Genomic DNA, 20681 nt, shown 5'->3' with positions numbered 1-20681 from the left:
CAATTTCACTTATACTAACTTTAGACTTTTTAAAGCCTTATGCCTAAAGACACCTCCATACGCTCAGTATTAATTATCGGATCGGGACCTATTATCATTGGTCAAGCCTGTGAATTTGATTATTCAGGATCTCAAGCTGCCTTATCCTTAAAGGAAGAGGGGATTGAAGTTTCCATCATCAACTCTAATCCTGCAACCATCATGACCGACAAGGTGATTGGGGACCATGTGTACCTTTGGCCTTTAACGGTAGACTCTATTGAGCAAATCCTGATCGAAAGAAAAATCGATGCAGTTTTGCCAACTATGGGTGGACAAACCGCTTTGAACCTTTGTAAAGAAGCAGAAGAACGTGGGGTTTGGGAAAAATATGGTGTTAGAGTAATCGGGGTAGATGTTGCCGCGATTGAGAAAACTGAAAACAGAGAATCCTTCCGTCAATTAATGATTGATATAGGTGTAGGCGTTGCTCCGTCCAGAATAGCAAACTCCTTCCTGGAAGGTAAAGAAGCAGCTCAGGAAATCGGTTATCCATTAGTAATCCGTCCTTCTTATACATTAGGCGGTTCAGGCGGTGGTTTTGTGCACAAAAAAGAAGAGTTCGACCACGCTTTACAACGTGGATTAGAAGCTTCTCCAACACATGAAGTATTGGTCGAGAAAGCTGTAATCGGATGGAAAGAATACGAATTGGAATTGCTGAGAGACAGCAATGACAACGTAATCATCATCTGTTCAATTGAAAACTTTGATCCAATGGGTATCCATACCGGCGACTCGATCACTGTAGCACCAGCAATGACTTTATCTGACCGTTGTTACCAGGACATGCGTAACCAGGCCATCAAAATGATGCGTGCCATTGGTACTTTCGCTGGAGGCTGTAACGTTCAATTCTCTGTAAATCCTGATAATGATGACATTATTGCCATCGAAATCAACCCAAGGGTATCTCGCTCTTCGGCATTGGCAAGTAAAGCAACAGGATATCCGATCGCAAAAATCGCTTCTAAATTAGCCATCGGTTATAACTTAGACGAGATCGAAAATCAAATTACAAAAACAACATCCGCTTACTTCGAGCCTACATTAGACTATGTAATCGTGAAAGTACCTCGCTGGAACTTTGATAAATTCAAAGGAGCCAACATGGAACTAGGATTACAAATGAAGTCGGTTGGAGAAGTAATGGCTATCGGCCGTACTTTCATCGAAGCCTTACAAAAAGCTTGTCAGAGTTTAGAAATTGGCAGAGCTGGATTAGGTGCAGATGGTAAACATAACAGAAGTATCGAAGAGATCATGCATGGTTTGGAGCATCCAAGCTGGAATCGCCTGTTCCTAATCAAAGATGCCATGTCAATGGGGGTTCCTTTGGAGTCTATCCGTAAGGTAACTAAAATCGATAAATGGTTCCTTTCTCAAATTCAGGAATTAGTATTCCTTGAAACTGAATTGAAAAGATACTCTCTGAATAACATTCCTAAAGATTTCTTCTTCAACCTGAAACAAAAAGGGTTCTCTGATGTCCAGATCGCTTACCTGCTAGGTAACGTAACGGAAGATGAGGTGTATGACAGAAGAAAATCTCTGGGCATCAAACGTGTGTATAAAATGGTAGATACCTGTGCCGCAGAATTTGCAGCGCAAACACCATATTACTACTCAACATTTGAAGAGGAAAACGAATCCATTCCAACAGATAAAAATAAAGTAATTGTATTAGGTTCAGGTCCTAACCGTATCGGCCAGGGGATTGAATTTGATTACTCTTGCGTACATGGTCTGCTTGCTGCTAAAGAAAGCGGTTTTGAAGCAATCATGATCAACTGTAATCCGGAAACTGTTTCTACAGATTTCAACATGGCTGATAAATTATACTTTGAGCCAGTATTCTGGGAACATGTTCGTGAAATCATTGAATTAGAGAAACCAGTAGGTGTAATCGTTCAATTGGGTGGACAAACTGCTTTGAAAATGGCAGAGAAGCTAGAGCAGAACGGAATTAAAATCATCGGTACATCTTACAATGACATGGATGTTGCAGAAGATAGAGGTCGTTTCTCAGACTTGTTAAAAGAATTAGAGATTCCTTATCCAAGATACGGTGTTGCTGAAAACGCAGAAGAGGCGATTGTTGTTGCGAATGAAGTAGGATACCCGGTATTGGTTAGACCAAGTTATGTATTGGGTGGACAAGGAATGAGCATCGTCATCAACGACGAAGACCTGGAGAAAGCAGTAGTTAAACTACTAGGTGATCTTCCTGGAAACCGTGTATTGATTGACCACTTCTTAGACAGAGCAGAAGAAACCGAGTCGGATTCTATCTGTGATGGCGAAGACGTACACATCATCGGGTTGATGGAGCATATTGAGCCTGCAGGTATTCACTCAGGTGATTCCAGCGCAGTGTTGCCGCCATTCAGCTTATCTGAAAAGGTAATGAACGATATGGAAACTTACTCTAAAAAAATTGCGAGAGCATTAAACGTAATCGGATTGTTAAATATCCAGTTTGCAGTTAAAGACGAGAAAGTTTACGTGATCGAAGCGAATCCTAGAGCTTCAAGAACGGTTCCTTTCATCGCGAAAGCTTATGATGTTCCTTATATCAATATCGCTGCTAAAGTGATGTTAGGTGTAAATAAACTGAAAGACTTTAGGATCGAAAGAAAGCTTAAAGGTTACGCAATTAAGGAGCCAGTATTCTCTTTTGATAAGTTCCCTGAAGTAGTGAAAGAACTAGGTCCGGAAATGAAGTCTACAGGAGAAGCGATCAGGTTTATTAAAGACCTGGAAGATCCTTACTTCAGAAAATTAGTAAAAGACAAATCGATGTACTTATCGAAATAATAGGAAAGTCCCGAAAGGGACTTTTTTTATGCAACCTGATTTTTTTAAGAAGGGCTCTTAACAGTGTCGTGTCTTTAAAAAATCAGGTTAATTTTTACCCCACCGATAGTGATTATGGGAAGTATAGTGAACGTAAAGCCGGGTATAGCAATCGCGATAAGGCAAATTACAAGTTGTATTACTCTTTTCTTACCTGAGTTTATTCTGGCGCCTCTAAATCATGCATCACCTCTATAGTGGCCGAATCTAGAATCTAAATGAGATAAATTGTGCATTAGCGATTGAAGAGATCTTTTGCATTTATGTTACTACGGTCCGTTTCGGAGATAGAGAGTACTGGTTTCTCGGTATAATTTAACATTCCTGCGAAGATGCTGCCTGGAAACATCATGATGGCATTGTTGTAATCTGTAATTGCAGCGTTATAAATTCTTCTGGCGGCAGCAATCTGTTCCTCGCTTTCTGTCCAGGTGGTTTGTAGGTTTGCAAAACTCTGATCCGCTTTAAGGTTCGGATAATTCTCCACATTGACGATCAGTCCTTTTAGCTCATGGCTCATTTCCTGGTCGATCTTTAGCTTCTCATCATTGCTCAAATTCGGACTGCTGGCGCGGTTTCTTAGGGCAACTACTCTTGTGAGCAGATCGCTTTCATATTGCATATACTGTTTTACGGTTTCTACAAGGTTAGGTAGGAGGTCGAACCGTTTTTTCAGCATTGCATCAATTGCCGAAAAGGCATTGTCAATTTCGTTCTTCTTTGCGATTAAGGAATTGTAGATGGAAATGCAAATAAACGCAAGTATGAGTACAAGTATGATAATGCCGGCAATGATCATAAAAATAGTTTAAGGCGTTAAAAGGAAAGGGAAGATAGGGAATAAAAGGAAACATCTGGTTATTCCAGAATCGTTACTCCTTTTGCTTCAAAAGCCAATTCCTTTTTAGGTGCTATAATTTTTGCGATTTCCGATGCTGGTTTATGTGCATCTTCTGCGTAATGACGTAAGGTTTCTGCAGAGATGATTTGCTTTTTCGCAAGACCGTCCAGCGCTACTTTTTTCCCCACTATATCCATTGGCATAAAAAACGCATAGTCCTTAAATGTAACACGCATTGCTTCACCAGAAGGCATTTTTAAGGTCATCCAGCAGCCTTTCTTCTGACAAACCTCTACTACTTGACCGGTAATCTTCATGTCTACCGTCTTTTCATCGCCCATAGTGGATTCCATTTTAGCAGCAGGAATTAGATTGCCTGAAGTAACACCAGTTCCAAAAGATTTTCCTTGAAGTGGTGTATTGTCTTGCGCCATTGCACAAATGCTAAATGCAGACAAGCAAAGACTTAATAGTATTTTTTTCATGAGATTAGGGTTAAAAGATTGAAATTCTTTTGATTAGCATAAAAATATCAAATTTCCTGGAAATAGTAGGAAAGGAAGGGCTATAAAACAAAAAATCCTCGTTATCGATAGATAACGAGGATAATCATCCCTATTGTTGTTAAATCATAAATGATTAACACTATATATTAGACAACTTATAGGCCGATTTTTAAAAATCCTGTACCATATAATTAATTCGCTGATAATCAGCGTGTTTTCAGACAAACGGCATTAGTGTAACGAATCTATAACGTAGAATAATATCCCCAATGTGTAGAAAAAGTATTACTGGTTTCCTCAATTTGGGGAAATATCTCCTTACTTGTTAATTTTCTTGCTTTTTCATTATCCAAATAACAAAGAGAAAACGTCTTCGATTTTGCTAACTGGTGTCAGTTCAATTTTATACCTTTCTGTGATCAGGCCTTTCATATTATAACTAGAAATGAAAATTCTTTCAAAACCCAGCTTTTCCGCTTCTGAAATCCGCTGTTCAATCCGATTCACTGCTCTGATCTCGCCGGAAAGACCAACCTCAGCTGCAAAACAGATCTTTGAAGAAATAAAGATGTCTTCATGAGAAGAGATGATAGCCACTAAAATGGCTAAATCGATGGCCGGATCTTCCACTTTAATCCCGCCAGCGATGTTCAAAAATACATCCCTGGTGCTCAGTCTGAATCCGCATCTTTTTTCCAGTACCGCCAGGAGCATATTCATTCTTTTGGTATCGAAGCCATTAGAAGATCGCTGAGGCGTTCCGTAGGCAGCAGCACTCACTAAAGCCTGTGTTTCTATTAACATCGGTCTGGCACCTTCTAAGGTGGCTGAAATCGCAATTCCACTCATCTCTTCATCCCTCTGCGACAATAAAATCTCTGAAGGATTGGAAACTTGCCTTAATCCTGTACTGTGCATCGCATAGATTCCAAGTTCTGCAGCAGCTCCAAAACGGTTTTTAATTGAACGTAAAATCCGGTAAACATGATTCCGGTCACCTTCAAACTGCAATACCGTGTCTACCATGTGTTCCAGAATTTTCGGACCTGCAATAGCACCGTCTTTGGTGATGTGGCCAATTAAAAACACCGGTGTATCCGTTTCTTTGGCGAACCTCAATAACTCCGAAGTACATTCACGGACCTGTGAAACACTGCCAGGTGTGGCATCAATATGAGCGGAATGAAGCGTCTGAATCGAATCTACAATCAGTAGATCCGGGGCCAGTTCTTCAATCTGTTTGAAAATATTTTGAGTAGAAGTTTCTGTCAGGATATAGCAATCTGAAGTAGGGTTGGAGGTGATCCTTTCTGCCCTCATTTTTATCTGCTGTTCACTTTCTTCTCCGGAGATATATAAAATCTTTTTGCCAGGGATGTTTAAAGCCAGCTGCAGCATCAATGTTGACTTTCCAATGCCGGGTTCGCCGCCGATCAAAATTACGGAACCAGCTACCAGGCCACCACCCAGTACCCGATCCAGCTCCAGGTCACCGGTTAAAATCCGATCCTCAGTGATAGAGATGATGTGGTCAACTTTATTCGGCTTATTAACTCTTGTGCCCGTTGTAGAAGTTTTCCAGGCCGGTACTTTTGAACCTGCCTTTTCGATCACTTCTTCTACAAAAGTGTTCCATTCATTACAGGAAGGACATTTTCCAAGCCATTTTGCTGCTTCATGCCCGCAATTCTGACAAAAATATGCTGATTTAGTTTTAGCCAATTGATTGATTTTTAATGTGCTGTAAATTTAAGATAATTCGCGCTAAACACGGATTAAAAAAACCTTTAAAAGGAAACAGGCCTGTTCCGTAAGGAGCAGGCCTGTTTAAAGAAATTTAACCGTGATTATAATTTAATCTCTTCGTCTTTAGACGAAATAAAATGGAATTCAGTGAGGTTATAAGAAGGAACCGCCTTGATTTTGATTCTTTGTCCAAATTTAAAGAACCATTTCCATTGTAGAGATATGAACCCTTTTTTGATGTAAGCCTCAATATAAGGGTGTACACAAAGTGTAATATTTTTTTCGTTTTGCTCCTGCAAAATATAGGTCAGATTGTTCTCGATGTCATCCATCAATACAATACTTGCCTTAATTTCACCCGTACCGTCACAGGTTGGGCATTTTTCACTGGTTACGATGTTCATTTCCGGTCTAACGCGCTGACGTGTGATTTGAACAAGACCAAACTTGCTTGGAGGCAATATGGTATGTTTCGCACGATCCAGGAGCATCAGTTCCTTCAGATAATCAAATAACATCTTACGGTTTGCAGGCTTGTGCATATCGATAAAATCGATCACTACAATGCCACCCATATCACGTAAGCGCAATTGTCTCGCAATTTCTTTCGCCGCTTCTTTATTTACCTGAAGGGCATTTTCTTCCTGATTTTCTTTGCTTGCTGTTCTGTTTCCGCTATTCACGTCAACCACATGCAATGCTTCGGTATGTTCTACCACTAAGTAGGCACCACCGGCCAGGTTTACTGTTTTTCCGAAAGCATTTTTAATTTGCTTTTCAATACCGAAATGTTCAAATATCGGTTCTTTATGCTTGTAGATCTTCACGATCTTCTCCATCTCAGGAGAGATTTCATGCACATAAGAACGAATGTCTTCGAACAAATTACTATCGTTCACATAAACGTTAGTAAAGTCGGTACTTAAAATGTCACGGATAAGCGTGGAAGTACGGTCCATCTCTCCCCAAACACGTTTTGAAGGCTCTGCATCAGGTAACTTCTTGATGAAGTTTTCCCACTTTGTAACAGAGTCCAAAAGGTCTTTTTGAAGTTCGGCAACGCCTTTACCCTCAGAAACCGTTCTAATAATCACTCCAAAGTTCTTAGGCTTGATACTTTCGATAATCTTTTTTAAACGATTACGTTCCGTATTGCTTTTAATCTTTTTGGAAATCGAGATGACATTAGAGAAGGGAACCAGCACAATATAGCGTCCTGCTATAGATAAGTCTGAACTTAAACGTGGCCCCTTTGTTGAAATAGGTTCTTTGGCGATTTGAACTGGTAAGACAAGATTCTTGCTGACCACTTCAGAGATCTTCCCAGCTTTGTTAATGTCTCCTTCTAGCTTGAAATTATCTAATAAAGTTCCGCTAACAGAGCCATTACGCTTGATTTTAGTAAGCTTAATTAAAGATTGTACTTGTGGACCAAGGTCGAAATAATGCAAAAAAGCATCTTTTTCGTAACCCACATCAACGAACGCAGCATTCAGACCAGGCATAATTTTCTTTATGCGGCCCAAATATATATCGCCTACAGCGTAATTGTTATTGATGTGTTCCTTATGAAGTTCTACAAGCTGTTTGTCTTCAACTAAAGCTATGGTTACTCCCGAGGGAGATGAATCTATAATGAGTTCCTTTACCAAAAGCTACAGATTTTAAGGCTATTTGCCTTATTAACACATGGACAATAAAAAAAATATTGCTACCAACAATTAAGGCTACGATCAAATCCTAGCCTTAGTTGTTGAGCAAAACATTAAGAAAACCTATTTTTTCTTATGTCTGTTTTTTCTTAAACGTTTTTTGCGTTTGTGAGTAGCCATTTTATGTCTCTTTCTTTTCTTACCGCTTGGCATAATTTTTGGGTTTTAAATATTTTCGTAAATCTGTTTATTATTTTTTATTCTTTAACGCATCCACTTTATCATCGATAAACTTCGACAAGGTCGCGTTTGCAGCTAATTTTTTACTCTTTTCGTAAGCTTCAATAGCTTCCGTGTTTTTTCCAAGGTTTTCATAGGCCGTTCCCAAATAGAAATAAGCATCTGGAGAGGGCTTCATGGCAATAATGTTTTGGAACCTGGTTATTGCTTTATCAAATTGTCCCGATTTCATAGCGAAAGTCCCTAAGCTCATATTTGCTTTTAAGTTCTTTGGATCTTTCTTTACAACGTCCATTAACATTGCTATCCCTGCCATTGGGGCACCCATTCCGTTAACAATGGTAATTCCAAGGCCTGTTTTAGCATCATTGCTGGTCGAGTCTATTTTCACTGCATTCGTATAAGCGAGATTCGCTTTTTGCAATAATGCAGGTAATAATACACTATCACGGGTGTTGTCAAATGCCTTCATAAACGTATCTCCGGCAGTCAACCAATTGTTCAATGTAGGTTCTTTACTGGCTACAATTTCCAAATATAATGCACTTGGAACTGTTTGCTCTAAATCATCCCATTTCTTTGCTAATAATTTTGCTTCTGCAGCTTTTTTGTCTTCGGAAGCGCTATTATACGCATTTTCAAGGGTGACGATTTCAGCGGCTAAACTTGCATTGATGGTGTTTTTAGCGACAGTCGAAACCTCCTTAAGGTTGATTTCTGCTGCTGCTGGAGTTTGCGTGCTCATCGGGCCACCTGCAGGCATACTGCTGGTTTCTTCCTTTGGCTTTACCAACCCTTTAATATCCCGTGTAAACAAAAACGCTACAAGCAGTACAACTGCTCCTATCAATATGGCTTGTTTAGTTCGGATATTCTTTATCATAATGAATTAAGCTTCTACGCTAACTATTTTTGAATTATTTTTCACTTTATCAACAAATACTTTTGCTGGTTTAAAGCTTGGAACGAAGTGTTCCGGGATAATAATTGCAGTGTTTTTAGAAATATTCCTTGCAGTTTTTTGTGCTCTTTTTTTAACAACAAAACTACCAAAACCCCTAACATATACATTTTCTCCACCAATCATGCTGTTTTTGATGACCTTGAAAAATGCCTCAACGGTTTCTTGTACATCTACCTTTTCAATTCCTGTTTTCGTTGATATTTCTGAAATAATATCTGCCTTAGTCATATTCTCTGTTATTAATTTATAGTGTGTTATATACTTTATAAGTGTTTTGGGGTTGCAAAAGTATTGCTTTTTAATGAGATAGGAAAATAAAAGATGATTTATTTGTCGCCAAGAATATCACCGAATTGCAAGTTTTAGTAAAAATAAATATTTACCGCGTATTTTTGCGCTTATGAGTTTTCAGAGAGAAATCGTTAAATGGTATTCCATCAATAAAAGGGAGCTTCCCTGGAGAGACACTACCGACGCTTATGTGATCTGGCTGTCTGAAATTATTTTGCAGCAAACCCGTGTGGAACAAGGCCTCCCTTATTTTCAGCGGTTTTTGCAAAACTATCCTACCGTCGATGATTTTGCGAATGCCACAGAGGCTCAGATCCTTAAATTATGGCAAGGTTTAGGCTATTATTCCAGAGGCAGAAATATGCTGTTTACTGCCAGGCAGATCCAGGAGAATTATGGTGGTGTTTTTCCGCAAAAATATGAGGAACTGGTGCAGCTGAAAGGGGTCGGTGAATATACCGCAGCAGCTATTTCCTCTTTTTCGGCCAACGAATCCAGAGCCGTTTTGGATGGGAATGTTTTTCGCGTATTGTCCCGGTATTTTGGCATAGAAACAGCCATCAACAGTACCGAGGGAAAGAAGGAATTTACAGCCCTGGCCAATGCCTTGATCGAAGGTCAGAACCCTTCCATTTACAACCAGGCCATCATGGAATTTGGTGCGCTGCAATGCAAGCCGAAATCTCCGGATTGCGTAAGTTGTCCGGTTCAGTCTAGCTGCTATGCCAGGGCAAATGACCGGGTCAATGTACTTCCTTTGAAACTGAAAAAACTGAAAAAGCGTACTCGTTATTTCAATTATTTTGTGTGTCAGGATGGAGAAAACCTGCTGGTAAAAAAACGGATTGCTGGTGATGTATGGCAGGAATTGTACGATTTCCCATTAATAGAAACGGAAAAAAATTACCTGGAAACCCATGAAAGTTTTCTGTCAGAATTAAAAAATAACTTTGGGTCCGACTGTCTGATCAGTCCAATAACCCAGCAAAAACATTTACTGACACACCAAACTATATATGTTCAATTTTTTGTTTTAGACAATTATATCATTAACTTTAAGAAGGATGCAGAAATAAAATGGGTATCCCTGGCAGAATTTGAGGAGCTGCCTCAACCTAAAGTAATTGCAAATTTTATGAATTCCAATTCAATTAAACAGTAAAAATAGATTCCATGTCAGGTATTAACAAAGTTATTTTAGTCGGACATTTAGGCAAAGATCCTGAAGTTAGACATTTAGAAGGAGGGGTAACTGTAGCTAGTTTTCCATTGGCAACATCAGAGACCTATAACAAAGATGGTAAGCGCATTGAGCAGACGGAATGGCATAACATTGTTTTATGGAGAGGCCTGGCAGAAGTGGCCTCCAAATATTTGCAGAAAGGGAAATTGGTCTATATTGAAGGAAAGCTGCGTACCCGTTCTTTCGAAGATCGTGAAAAAGTAAAAAAATATGTAACCGAAGTTGTCGCTGAAAATTTTACCATCTTAGGTAGAAAAAGTGATTTTGAGCATACACCGGTAACCACTGAAAATACGACGCCAAAAAGTGAAACAGAGTACCTGGATCCAACAGAGGTTTCAGGAGATTTACCTTTTTAAATCAGCATAAAAAAACGGGTTGGAAGAATTCCAATCCGTTTTTTTATATCCACGTTTTCAGTATCAATAAATACTTACTCCACCGTAACGGATTTCGCCAGGTTTCTTGGCTGATCAACGTTACAGCCGCGCATTAATGCAATATGATACGACAATAACTGCAAAGGTATCGTAGCTAATAATGGTAAGAAAGCCTCACTTGAATCCGGAATCTCGATGCAGTAATCTGCCATTTTCCTTACTTCTGTGTCTCCTTCGGTTACAATTGCCAACACAATTCCTTTTCTTGCTTTCACCTCCTGAATATTGCTGATTACCTTCTCATAAGAAGAGTTTTTCGTTGCAATCACGACTACTGGCATTTCCTCGTCAATTAAGGCGATAGGGCCGTGTTTCATCTCGGCGGCTGGATAGCCTTCCGCATGGATATAAGAGATCTCCTTGAGCTTTAAAGCGCCTTCTAGTGCAACGGGGAATCCGCTGCCTCTTCCAAGGAATAGACAGTTTCTTGAATCTTTGAATTTTGCTGCAATTTCTTGGATCAAATCGTTAGATTCTAATGCTTTTTGAATCTTATCTGGGATAGAATCCAATTCTGTTAATAGTTCTACTAGTTTAGATTTAGTAATGGTGCCTTTTTGCTGCGCCATATAGAAGGCCATTAGCGTCAACACCGTTACCTGAGCGGTAAATGCTTTGGTAGAAGCTACCCCGATTTCTGGTCCGGCATGTGTATAAACTCCTGCATGCGTTAATCTTGGGATAGAAGAACCGACTACGTTACAAACTCCAAAAATAGTAGCACCTCTTTCTTTGGCCATTTCAATAGCTGCCATGGTATCTGCCGTTTCTCCGGATTGAGAAATCGCAATCACGATGTCTTTTTCGGTGATAATCGGATTTCTATACCTGAATTCAGAAGCATATTCTACTTCCACAGGAATTCTTGCATATTCTTCGATCAGGTATTCCGCCACCAAACCGGCATGCCATGAAGTACCACAGGCAACGATGATAATACGATCAATATTTTTCAGTTTATCAGCATATTCTTTAATTCCGCCGAGCTGCACGATTCCCTCATTAGGATAGATCCTGCCACGCATACAATCACGGATAGAACGGGACTGTTCAAAGATTTCTTTTAGCATGAAATGCTCATATCCGCCTTTTTCCAGCATTTCCAGTTTCAATTCCAGGGCCTGGATATATGGTGTTTGAACCACATTGTCCAACCTTTTGATCAATAACTCGTCGCGTTTTATCAGTGCTACCTCATTATCGTTCAGGTAAATCACGTTTTTAGTATACTCAATGATCGGAGTCGCATCCGAAGCAATAAAATACTCACCTGTACCTACACCGATGACCAAAGGACTTCCTTTTCTTGCCGCAATCAGCTGTTCTGGCTGATCCTCATCCATTAACACAATGGCATAGGCACCCGTTACCTCATTCAAGGCCAGTCTAACCGCTTCATAAAGATCTGTGTTTTCATTCTTATAGATCTCTTCGACCAAATGAACCAGTACTTCTGTATCCGTATCACTTTTAAACTCATGACCACGGTTGATCAGTTCTTCCTTTAGCGTAGCATAGTTTTCTATGATTCCGTTGTGGATGATGGACAATTTGCCGCTGTTAGAAGTATGCGGATGAGAATTTCGGTCAGATGGTGCACCATGGGTTGCCCACCTGGTATGTCCAATCCCGATTGTTCCGGAAAGGTCTTTTCCTACAGAAAAATTCTCTAGTTCCTGAACTTTTCCTGCTTTTTTATAAATATTTAAGCCGGTATCGTTCAACAATGCAATTCCTGCACTATCGTAACCCCGGTATTCTAATCTTTTCAGTCCTTTGAGGACGATTGGCCAAGCTTCCCGATGACCAATATAACCAACTATTCCACACATAGAAAAAATGTTTTAAAAAAATAAATCCCCCGAAATTAATGAATCTCGGGGATTAGAATATGGTTGGGATTAAATTATCTCACTTTTGTATAAAAGATGTTCAACTTCATACGTTTTGTTCCGGCTGGGGCATTTTTTACTGGTGCCAGTAAAATGGAACGTTCCGCAGAGGCGGCCCAAGGACTTAAGGTGAATTCTGTACTTGGCGTTGGTGCTATAAATGTACCATAGTCCTGTTTTTTTCCATCTATTAAATCCTGAACATAGGCAGTAATACTGAAAATGTATCTTCTGTTGACAGAATCAAAGTATCCGCCAAATAATTCCTGTGCTGGAAGTGCTCTTGGATCTCCGGCAGTTACACCAGTTACCGCACGGTCATTGTCTGGAAGGTTAGTTACTAAGCCTGCGGCATCATATCTGTACAGTCTCAATCTTGGTGCAGGTTTAAAATAAACATCATCTTCAGGGCTTAGGTCAATCACCAGTTCTGCTTTGTTAACCGATACTTTCGACCCGGCAGTCAGGGTCTTAAATTCGCTAAAATCAAAACCGATCTTATTTCTTAAGCCTGTTAAGCCTTGTATATAAGTTTTTGGATATTGCGTAGCAGAAGGGTCGTTTAATTGTGTATTGATATCAGCAGTATAAGTATGCTTCACATAAGCACTCACTGGGGAAGTCGTTTTATCGATCGGGAAAATTACAGAAACCGTATCAAACGTTAATGGGCTCGTTCCATCTTTGCGGTAATAGATCTGTAGTTTTGCACCATTATTTACATCCGTTATCTGATCAAAATTGAAAAATGCCATTGCACCAACACCTGTTGCTCTGGTGACATTCACATAAAGGCCGTTAAACTTACTGGTAAACAGGTCGTTTCTAGCGTAAACATTGGTGTCCAGTTTTACAATTCTATTCTGAATCATGGTTGGATTCAGGCGAATTCTAAGCTGAGGAGCAACCGTTGCTGCTGTATCCGGTTTGCCGGTTACAATGTTGGTTACTTTAAAGCTGGTAGTTGGGCGCTGCTGGTGGTCCAGATTTGTACCTAAAACGTCACTTGTGTTCTTGAACCATTCTTTACTACTTAAATAGCTAGTCTCTAATGACATGTCTACGGTCAATTGTTTTACCGCGAAATCATACTTTGCGGTAGAGTCACCGTAAAACTGAGTGGAGTATGGCAATACCAATACTGCGGAATCGACAACTGGGTTATTTCCAAAGCGGTAACCTACCGAAGGGATATTTACCGTCATCGCAACTCCAGCTTCAGAGGTTCCAAACACAGGATCAACCATCAAACCAATTGGAAACCTGGCTAGTGCACTGGCAGCAACCGGGTCTTCACGCTGAGTGCGGGAGGTAAGCGTTGTATTATCGTATAAATCTCCGGAAATGGCATCGCCATCTGGAGCAAGGCCAATCGTGTTGTTATCTTTACACGAAGAAAAAGAAAAAGACCTATCAACATGGTTAATAAGTCTTGTTTTGTAAATTTCATATTTAAATTAATAATACCTGAGTTTATGCTATAGAAACCAATTCTTCATCCGAAATCTCTTCATATAAAGAGTAGAAGTTTTCGAAATCCTCGGTTAAATTAAAGGCTAAAGTTGGTTTATTAGAATCTTTAACAAATTTTAACACATCAGCATCGATTTTATCATGTGCTAAAACTACAGCATCTGAGTAAGTAATCGCACCGATATGCAAGGTATTACAGTCGGCATTTTCAAACATTTTTGTGTCCTCAAGTGTCATCGCATTCATGACAGCCTTTTTGTGAAGGTCAACATGAAGCTTCTCTGTAAAGCAGTTCTCATAGATTGAATATACCACTTTCGCGTTTTTGAAAGTAGGATCATTCTTATACGAAGTTTTGATGTAAGCGGGAACTAAAGAAGTCATCCAGCCGTGGCAATGTACGATATCCGGAGCCCATCCTAGTTTCTTAACCGTCTCCAGTGCACCTTTGCAAAAGAAGATCGTTCTCTCATCATTGTCCGCATAGAATTTTTCTTCTTTGTCTCTAAAAACGTATTTGCGTTGGAAATAATCTTCGTTATCCAGGAAGTAAACCTGCATACGAGCAGCTGGAATAGAGGCAACTTTAATAATTAAAGGGTTGTCATTATCATCGATGATAATGTTCATTCCTGAAAGACGTATCACTTCGTGCAATCTGTTCCTTCTTTCATTAATATTCCCGAATCTAGGCATCAAAATACGGATCTCAAATCCTTTATCTTGCATCGCCTGTGGTAGTTGACGGGTAATTTCTGAAATTTTAGTGAGTTCAAGGAAAGGCGACATCTCGTGTGTAACAATCAGTAGCTTCGTTTTGGCCATCTCCATATTCTGTAAATAAATAATTATGTTAAAGAAAAGATTATCAAGGGGCAAAGGTAAGCAAAATAATAACATTTATCAATTATATAGGCAAGATGTTTTGTTTGGAATGTATTATTAACCAACTTTGCCCTTTGAAATTTTATAGGCTAGTTTGAAAGTTATAAACACCATCGCAGCGTTAAAGTCGTTGCTTGAACCAATAAAATTGGGTCAACAGAAAATTGCTTTAGTGCCTACTATGGGTGCTTTGCACAAAGGACATGTGTCCCTGATTGAGGTTGCGCAGCAGTATGCTGATGTAGTGGTTTGCAGCATATTTGTAAATCCAACGCAGTTCACGGATCCTAAGGATCTGGAGAAATATCCTCGCCCTTTAGCGCATGATATGGATATGCTTTTAGCTGCAGGATGTGATGTGGTATTCATGCCTTCTGTGCAGGAAATGTACCCTGAGCCTGAGGAATGGCATATTGACCTGGGCCCGGCAGAGTTTTTACTCGAAGGTGAATTCAGGAGAGGGCATTATCAGGGCGTCACACAAATCGTGAACAAACTGTTCAATGCCGTAAATCCAGACCTTGCTTTCTTCGGACAAAAAGATTTTCAGCAGGTGCTGATGATTGAGAATATGGTGGCCTATTTTAAGCTGCCGGTTCAGATCATTTCCTGCCCGATCATCAGAGAAGACGACGGCCTGGCGATGAGTTCCAGAAATATCCACCTGACCAAAGATGATCGTAAAAATGCCCTGGTATTAAGCGAAGCACTGCAGTATGTAAAGGATAATTTTAAAACAGTCAGCATTCCGGAATTATTGGAAAATGCGAAAAAGATGATCACTGCCATTCCTGGTGTGGATCTGGACTATTTTACCATTGCAAATGGGAAAACCTTGCTTCCGGAAGCCGATAAAAATCAACCGGATATCGTAGCTCTAGTGGCCGCAAAGGTGGGTCAGACTCGGTTAATTGATAATATGCTCCTCAACTGACAATCTATTAAACACCCTAATTACAAAAATTCGTAACTTTGAATTATGATTATCGAGATATTAAAATCGAAAATACACCGTGTTAAAGTAACACAGGCAGAATTGAACTACGTAGGTAGTATCACTATCGATCAGGACCTGATGGATGCTGCTCAGATCATTGCCAATGAAAAGGTGCAGATTGTAAACAACAACAACGGAGAACGTTTTGAAACTTATGTAATTAAGGGCGAACGCGGAACCGGTATTGTTTGCTTAAATGGTGCCGTAGCCAGAAAAGTACAAGTCGGCGATATTCTGATCATTATGTCTTTTGGCTCCCTGCCAATTGAAGAAGCGAAGAAATACCATCCTGTTCTTGTTTTTCCTGACGATAACAATCGCCTTTTAAAATAGCAGCAAACGGTATAGTGTAAAATAATGCTATGCAGCCATAGTAATCTGATCTAGAAATACTAAATTTGGCAGTACGTATATTTTTATCTATATAATTATGCTATTTCAATTAAGTGAAGAACAATCGATGATTCAACAGGCGGCCAGGGATTTCGCACAGACTGAACTGAAGCCCGGAGTTATCGAAAGAGATGAGCACCAGAAATTTCCTGCCGAGCAAGTAAAAAAGTTGGGTGAACTTGGATTTCTGGGAATGATGGTTTCAGAAAAATATAATGGCAGCGGGCTCGATGCGCTATCTTATGTCCTGGTGATGGAAGAGTTGTCGAAAGTTGATGCTTCTGCATCCGTGGTGGTTTCTGTCAACAATTCGCTGGTCTGTTATGGACTGGAATCTTATGGTTCAGAATTCCAAAAAGAGAAATACCTGAAGCCATTGGCTGCAGGCGAAAAAATCGGTGCTTTCTGTCTGTCAGAGCCTGAGGCCGGATCAGATGCCACTTCCCAGCAGACCACTGCGGTAGACATGGGCGATTATTACCTGTTGAACGGCACGAAAAACTGGATTACTAATGGAAATACGGCTTCCACTTATCTGGTGATTGCACAAACCGACCGCAGTTTGAAACATAAAGGCATCAACGCTTTTATCGTAGAAAAAGGCATGGAAGGTTTTACCGTGGGTCCAAAAGAAAATAAAATGGGCATTCGTGGTTCTGATACCCATTCACTCATGTTTAATGATGTTAAGGTTCCTAAAGAAAACAGGATCGGTGATGATGGATTTGGTTTTACTTTCGCAATGAAAACCCTGGAAGGCGGTCGTATAGGTATCGCTGCGCAGGCCTTAGGGATTGCTGCAGGAGCGTACGAACTGGCTTTGGCTTATTCAAAAGAACGTAAGTCATTCGGTAAAGCAATTGCAGAACATCAGGCGATTGCCTTCAAGCTGGCCGATATGGCTACAAGTATTGAAGCCGCACGAATGCTGGTGTATAAAGCAGCATGGATGAAAGATCAGGGCTTATCTTATACTTTAGCCGGTTCTATGGCAAAACTATATGCATCTAAAGTAGCGATGGAGGTGACCGTTGAAGCGGTTCAGATTCATGGCGGTTATGGTTTTGTAAAAGAATACCATGTAGAGCGTATGATGAGGGATGCTAAAATCACCCAAATTTATGAAGGTACTACAGAAATTCAGAAAATGGTGATCTCCAGAGAGATTTTGAGATAAAAATGTTTCAGCATTTACTGGTAGAGATTTTCTTTGCCAGTAAAAAAAGGCAGCCTCATCGCTGCCTTTTTTTTGTTTGCGATAGGCCTCCCGTATGGTTCGGGAAGAGACCTGATGGGCTTTAGAGGGAGGAAAAGGTTCGGTTAGGGTCTGGATAGCAGGAACTAAGGTAACGCTACCTGAACCCTACGCGAACCCCTTCCGCTCCCTATTATAAGGCCCTTCTCTTCCCGAACACTTCCCGGTCACTATCCAGACAATAATTTTAAAATTTAATCTTTCTCGGTTCCCAGTAAACTGCCTAGTAATCCCTTGATTACGGCAACTACAATCGCCAATAAGGCTGCAGCCCAGAAGCCGCTTGTATTGAAGGTACTCATCATGTTGTCTACCAGTAAAATCATCAATACGGTGATGATGAAGGAAACCAATCCTAGGGTCAGAAAATTAATCGGTAAAGTGAAGATTCTTAAAATGGTTCCAATGGTGGCATTTGCCAGTGAAATCAGCACTGCGGCAAGAACGGCTGTCCAATAGCTGTCTACATGGACCCCAGGGATAATTTTGGCGCCCAGAAATACCGCCAGTCCCAATAATAAAATTTCTACAATGATCTTCATAATGCGTAATTTAGTGATATGTTTAAATACTTTGTTAGGCCGGTATTGCTGGGCGTTGCCAGCCTTTTCCTTGCCGGATGTTCCGATGCAAATAATAAGCCACTTTCTATAGATTTCTCTGCAGACAGTTCAAAGATCGTGTTTTCGCACATTGATCCAAGAGGTTTATTGGAACTGCAGGGGCTTAAGAATAGAGATTCTGTTTTACAAGATTTAATTTCAGTCCTGCAAACCCCTTCTGAAAAGGATTCGGTCATTAGAGAAGAAGCGATTCCGGGAACGATCAGTGTGGCGGACAGCAACCTTGTGTTCAGTCCGATACAACCTTTTGTAAAGGGCCGCGAGTATCTGGTCATTACGCACCTGAATATTCAGTTCGCCAAGCCCGAAGAAATTGTCAAAGGAAAATTAAGCTATACCATTAAGCCGCAGCAAAAGGTCCTGAACCGCTAATCAAGCGCTTTCAAAGGCCTGCATTCTGTTCCGTATCTTGCTGAAAAAGTTGCACATACATTACACATAACATCGATTCCATTTTTATTTTGTGAAAATATTTCATATCTTTGCACTGTAATAGAGGGCAAGAGGGGACAGGAGTCCCCTCTTTTCTTTTATTAGCAAATTGGTTATGCAAGCAGAAAAAAGAGTAACAGAGTTAGTTGAAGAGAAGATTTCGGATAGGCCGGAGTTGTTTTTGGTAGAAGTTAAAATGCTTCCAAACAATAAGCTTATTATTCATGTTGATGGCGACGAAGGGATTAGTATCCAGGATTGTGCAGCGATCAGCAGACATGTAGGTTTTCATTTGGAAGAAGAAAATACCATTGATAAAGCTTATAATTTAGAGGTATCCTCACCAGGTGTTGGTGAACCGCTGAGACTGAAAAGACAATATGTAAAAAACATTGGCAGAGAGTTAAGTGTGAAGCTAAGTGGTGGCGAGATTAAAGAAGGTAAGTTGCTTTCTGTTGAAGAGAACGGCATAACCATCGAAGCGAAGGTTAAAGAAAAAGGTAAAAAGGCGGCACTGGAAGTAACCAGTATCGACTTTAGTAGTATAACAGAAACAAAGGTTTTAATTTCATTTAAATAAAAATGAGCAATATTAATTTAATCGATTCATTTCAGGAATTCAAAGAGTTCAAGAATATCGACCGTCCTACAGTGATTAGTGTGCTGGAAGAGGTATTTCGCAGTATGTTGCGTAAAAAATACGGTACAGATGAGAATTGTGACGTCATCGTTAACCCGGACAACGGGGATTTGGAAATCTGGCGTACAAGAAAGGTGATGGAGGATGGTTTTTCTGAAGATGATGACCTGGAGATCGAACTGTCTGAAGTAAAGCGCTTAGATCCTGATATGGAAGTTGGCGACGATTACATTGAGCAGATCACTTTAGAGAGCTTTGGACGTAGAGCAATTTTAGCTGCACGCCAGACCCTGGTATCTAAAGTACTGGAATTAGAGAAAGACGAGATCTTCAAAAAATATAAAGATAGAGTTGGTGAGATTGTAACCGGAGAAGTTTATCAGGTTTGGAAGAAAGAAACATTGGTGCTGGATGATGAAGGCAACGAGTTGATGATGCCAAAAACGGAACAAATCCCGGCTGATTATTTCAAAAAAGGAGATACTGTTCGCGCGGTAATTCTTAAAGTAGATATGATCAATGCAACTCCAAAAATTATCATCTCAAGGATTGCCCCTGAATTCTTACAGCGTTTGTTTGAAATTGAGGTTCCTGAGATTTTTGACGGCTTAATCACCATCAAGAAAATCGTGCGTGAGCCAGGAGAAAGAGCGAAAGTTGCAGTGGAGTCTTATGACGACAGGATTGATCCGGTTGGTGCTTGTGTAGGTATGAAAGGTTCAAGGATACATGGTATCGTGAGAGAACTTAAAAATGAAAACATTGACGTGATTAACTTCACCAACAACGTTTCATTATATATTACCAGAGCATTGAGCCCGGCAAAAATCACTTCTATTAAGTTAGATGACGAAACGAAACACGCTTCGGTATATTTGAAACCAGATCAGGTTTCATTGGCGATCGGTAGAGGTGGACATAATATTAAATTAGCTGGTAAATTAACCGGTTATGAGATCGATGTTTATCGTGAAGCAGGCGAAGAAGATGAGGATGTGGATATTGAAGAATTCTCAGATGAAATCGACAGCTGGATCATTGATGAGCTGAAATCAATCGGTTGTGATACCGCAAAAAGTGTACTTTCACTTTCAATTGACGAGTTGGTAAAACGTACCGACCTTGAAGAAGAAACCGTTAAAGAAGTGATGAGTATATTAAAATCAGAGTTTGAATAAAACGTTAACTTGAACAGTCAAAATTATGTGGCCATTAAAAACAAATCACATACGCATGAAATAAACAAGAATAAACGTTACTTTTGTATAAGAAT

Annotated in this window: 19 protein-coding genes; 9 read left to right on the top strand and 10 right to left on the bottom strand. The window is 40.0% G+C overall.

Annotated elements, in window-relative coordinates:
• The first annotated feature begins 39 nt into the window (after positions 1–39).
• Complete coding sequence (gene carB / locus AQ505_RS25515; protein WP_062550763.1) at positions 40–2856, top strand: carbamoyl-phosphate synthase large subunit; 2817 nt, start codon at positions 40–42, stop codon at positions 2854–2856.
• 274 nt (positions 2857–3130) lie between these two features.
• Here the strand turns inward: carB and AQ505_RS25510 are convergent, their stop codons facing one another.
• The 6 genes from AQ505_RS25510 to AQ505_RS25485 all read right to left on the bottom strand — a co-directional run bounded on the left by AQ505_RS25510 (position 3131) and on the right by AQ505_RS25485 (position 9072).
• Positions 3131–3694, bottom strand: coding sequence for a LemA family protein (locus tag AQ505_RS25510; protein WP_062550762.1), 564 nt, complete (start codon positions 3692–3694; stop codon positions 3131–3133).
• 59 nt (positions 3695–3753) lie between these two features.
• Complete coding sequence (locus tag AQ505_RS25505; RefSeq protein WP_082461717.1) at positions 3754–4221, bottom strand: DUF4920 domain-containing protein; 468 nt, start codon at positions 4219–4221, stop codon at positions 3754–3756.
• Between the two features lie 366 nt (positions 4222–4587).
• Positions 4588–5964 carry a DNA repair protein RadA gene (gene radA / locus AQ505_RS25500; protein WP_062550760.1) on the bottom strand — a complete coding sequence of 459 codons (1377 nt, stop codon included), beginning with the start codon at positions 5962–5964 and terminating at the stop codon, positions 4588–4590.
• A gap of 125 nt (positions 5965–6089) precedes the next feature.
• Complete coding sequence (locus AQ505_RS25495; RefSeq protein WP_062550759.1) at positions 6090–7640, bottom strand: Rne/Rng family ribonuclease; 1551 nt, start codon at positions 7638–7640, stop codon at positions 6090–6092.
• A 250-nt stretch (positions 7641–7890) separates the two neighbouring features.
• On the bottom strand, positions 7891–8763 hold the full coding sequence (locus AQ505_RS25490; protein ID WP_062550758.1) for a tetratricopeptide repeat protein: 873 nt from the start codon (positions 8761–8763) through the stop codon (positions 7891–7893).
• A 6-nt stretch (positions 8764–8769) separates the two neighbouring features.
• On the bottom strand, positions 8770–9072 hold the full coding sequence (locus tag AQ505_RS25485; protein WP_062550757.1) for an HU family DNA-binding protein: 303 nt from the start codon (positions 9070–9072) through the stop codon (positions 8770–8772).
• A 172-nt stretch (positions 9073–9244) separates the two neighbouring features.
• Between AQ505_RS25485 and mutY the strand changes: the two genes are divergently transcribed.
• Positions 9245–10297: an A/G-specific adenine glycosylase gene (gene mutY / locus AQ505_RS25480; RefSeq protein WP_062550756.1), complete on the top strand. Its 1053-nt coding sequence runs from the start codon at positions 9245–9247 to the stop codon at positions 10295–10297.
• 11 nt (positions 10298–10308) lie between these two features.
• Positions 10309–10737, top strand: coding sequence for a single-stranded DNA-binding protein (locus AQ505_RS25475; RefSeq protein WP_062550755.1), 429 nt, complete (start codon positions 10309–10311; stop codon positions 10735–10737).
• 74 nt (positions 10738–10811) lie between these two features.
• On the opposite strand, the gene glmS is transcribed toward AQ505_RS25475, so the two are convergent.
• The 3 genes from glmS to AQ505_RS25460 form a co-directional block, all read right to left on the bottom strand.
• On the bottom strand, positions 10812–12650 hold the full coding sequence (glmS, locus tag AQ505_RS25470) for a glutamine--fructose-6-phosphate transaminase (isomerizing) (RefSeq protein ID WP_062550754.1): 1839 nt from the start codon (positions 12648–12650) through the stop codon (positions 10812–10814).
• Between the two features lie 74 nt (positions 12651–12724).
• Positions 12725–14056 (bottom strand): DUF4270 domain-containing protein, encoded by a 1332-nt coding sequence (locus AQ505_RS25465; protein ID WP_231635109.1) that lies wholly within the window; start codon positions 14054–14056, stop codon positions 12725–12727.
• Between the two features lie 127 nt (positions 14057–14183).
• A complete protein-coding gene (locus AQ505_RS25460) occupies positions 14184–15014 on the bottom strand; it encodes a glycogen/starch synthase (RefSeq protein WP_187665542.1) in 831 nt (276 codons plus the stop codon).
• A gap of 196 nt (positions 15015–15210) precedes the next feature.
• Between AQ505_RS25460 and panC the strand changes: the two genes are divergently transcribed.
• From panC to AQ505_RS25445, 3 genes are all read left to right on the top strand, one after another.
• Positions 15211–16002 carry a pantoate--beta-alanine ligase gene (gene panC / locus AQ505_RS25455; protein WP_442952129.1) on the top strand — a complete coding sequence of 264 codons (792 nt, stop codon included), beginning with the start codon at positions 15211–15213 and terminating at the stop codon, positions 16000–16002.
• 45 nt (positions 16003–16047) lie between these two features.
• The gene (gene panD / locus AQ505_RS25450) at positions 16048–16398 is read left to right on the top strand and encodes an aspartate 1-decarboxylase (protein ID WP_062550751.1); all 351 of its coding nucleotides are present in this window, start codon (positions 16048–16050) and stop codon (positions 16396–16398) included.
• 97 nt (positions 16399–16495) lie between these two features.
• Positions 16496–17635: an acyl-CoA dehydrogenase family protein gene (locus AQ505_RS25445; RefSeq protein WP_062550750.1), complete on the top strand. Its 1140-nt coding sequence runs from the start codon at positions 16496–16498 to the stop codon at positions 17633–17635.
• 272 nt (positions 17636–17907) lie between these two features.
• Here the strand turns inward: AQ505_RS25445 and AQ505_RS25440 are convergent, their stop codons facing one another.
• A complete protein-coding gene (locus AQ505_RS25440; protein ID WP_062550749.1) occupies positions 17908–18255 on the bottom strand; it encodes a phage holin family protein in 348 nt (115 codons plus the stop codon).
• A gap of 18 nt (positions 18256–18273) precedes the next feature.
• Here AQ505_RS25440 and AQ505_RS25435 point away from each other — a divergent pair, with 18 nt between their 5' ends.
• The 3 genes from AQ505_RS25435 to nusA all read left to right on the top strand — a co-directional run bounded on the left by AQ505_RS25435 (position 18274) and on the right by nusA (position 20586).
• Complete coding sequence (locus tag AQ505_RS25435; RefSeq protein WP_062550748.1) at positions 18274–18708, top strand: hypothetical protein; 435 nt, start codon at positions 18274–18276, stop codon at positions 18706–18708.
• Between the two features lie 175 nt (positions 18709–18883).
• The gene (rimP, locus tag AQ505_RS25430; RefSeq protein WP_062550747.1) at positions 18884–19348 is read left to right on the top strand and encodes a ribosome assembly cofactor RimP; all 465 of its coding nucleotides are present in this window, start codon (positions 18884–18886) and stop codon (positions 19346–19348) included.
• A 2-nt stretch (positions 19349–19350) separates the two neighbouring features.
• The gene (nusA, locus tag AQ505_RS25425; protein ID WP_062550746.1) at positions 19351–20586 is read left to right on the top strand and encodes a transcription termination factor NusA; all 1236 of its coding nucleotides are present in this window, start codon (positions 19351–19353) and stop codon (positions 20584–20586) included.
• The last annotated feature ends 95 nt before the right edge of the window (positions 20587–20681 follow it).

This window comes from Pedobacter sp. PACM 27299, from assembly GCF_001412655.1.
GTDB lineage: Bacteria > Bacteroidota > Bacteroidia > Sphingobacteriales > Sphingobacteriaceae > Pedobacter.
The sequence above is the reverse complement of the archived record's forward strand: the minus strand, read 5'-3'. Positions and strand labels throughout refer to the sequence as shown.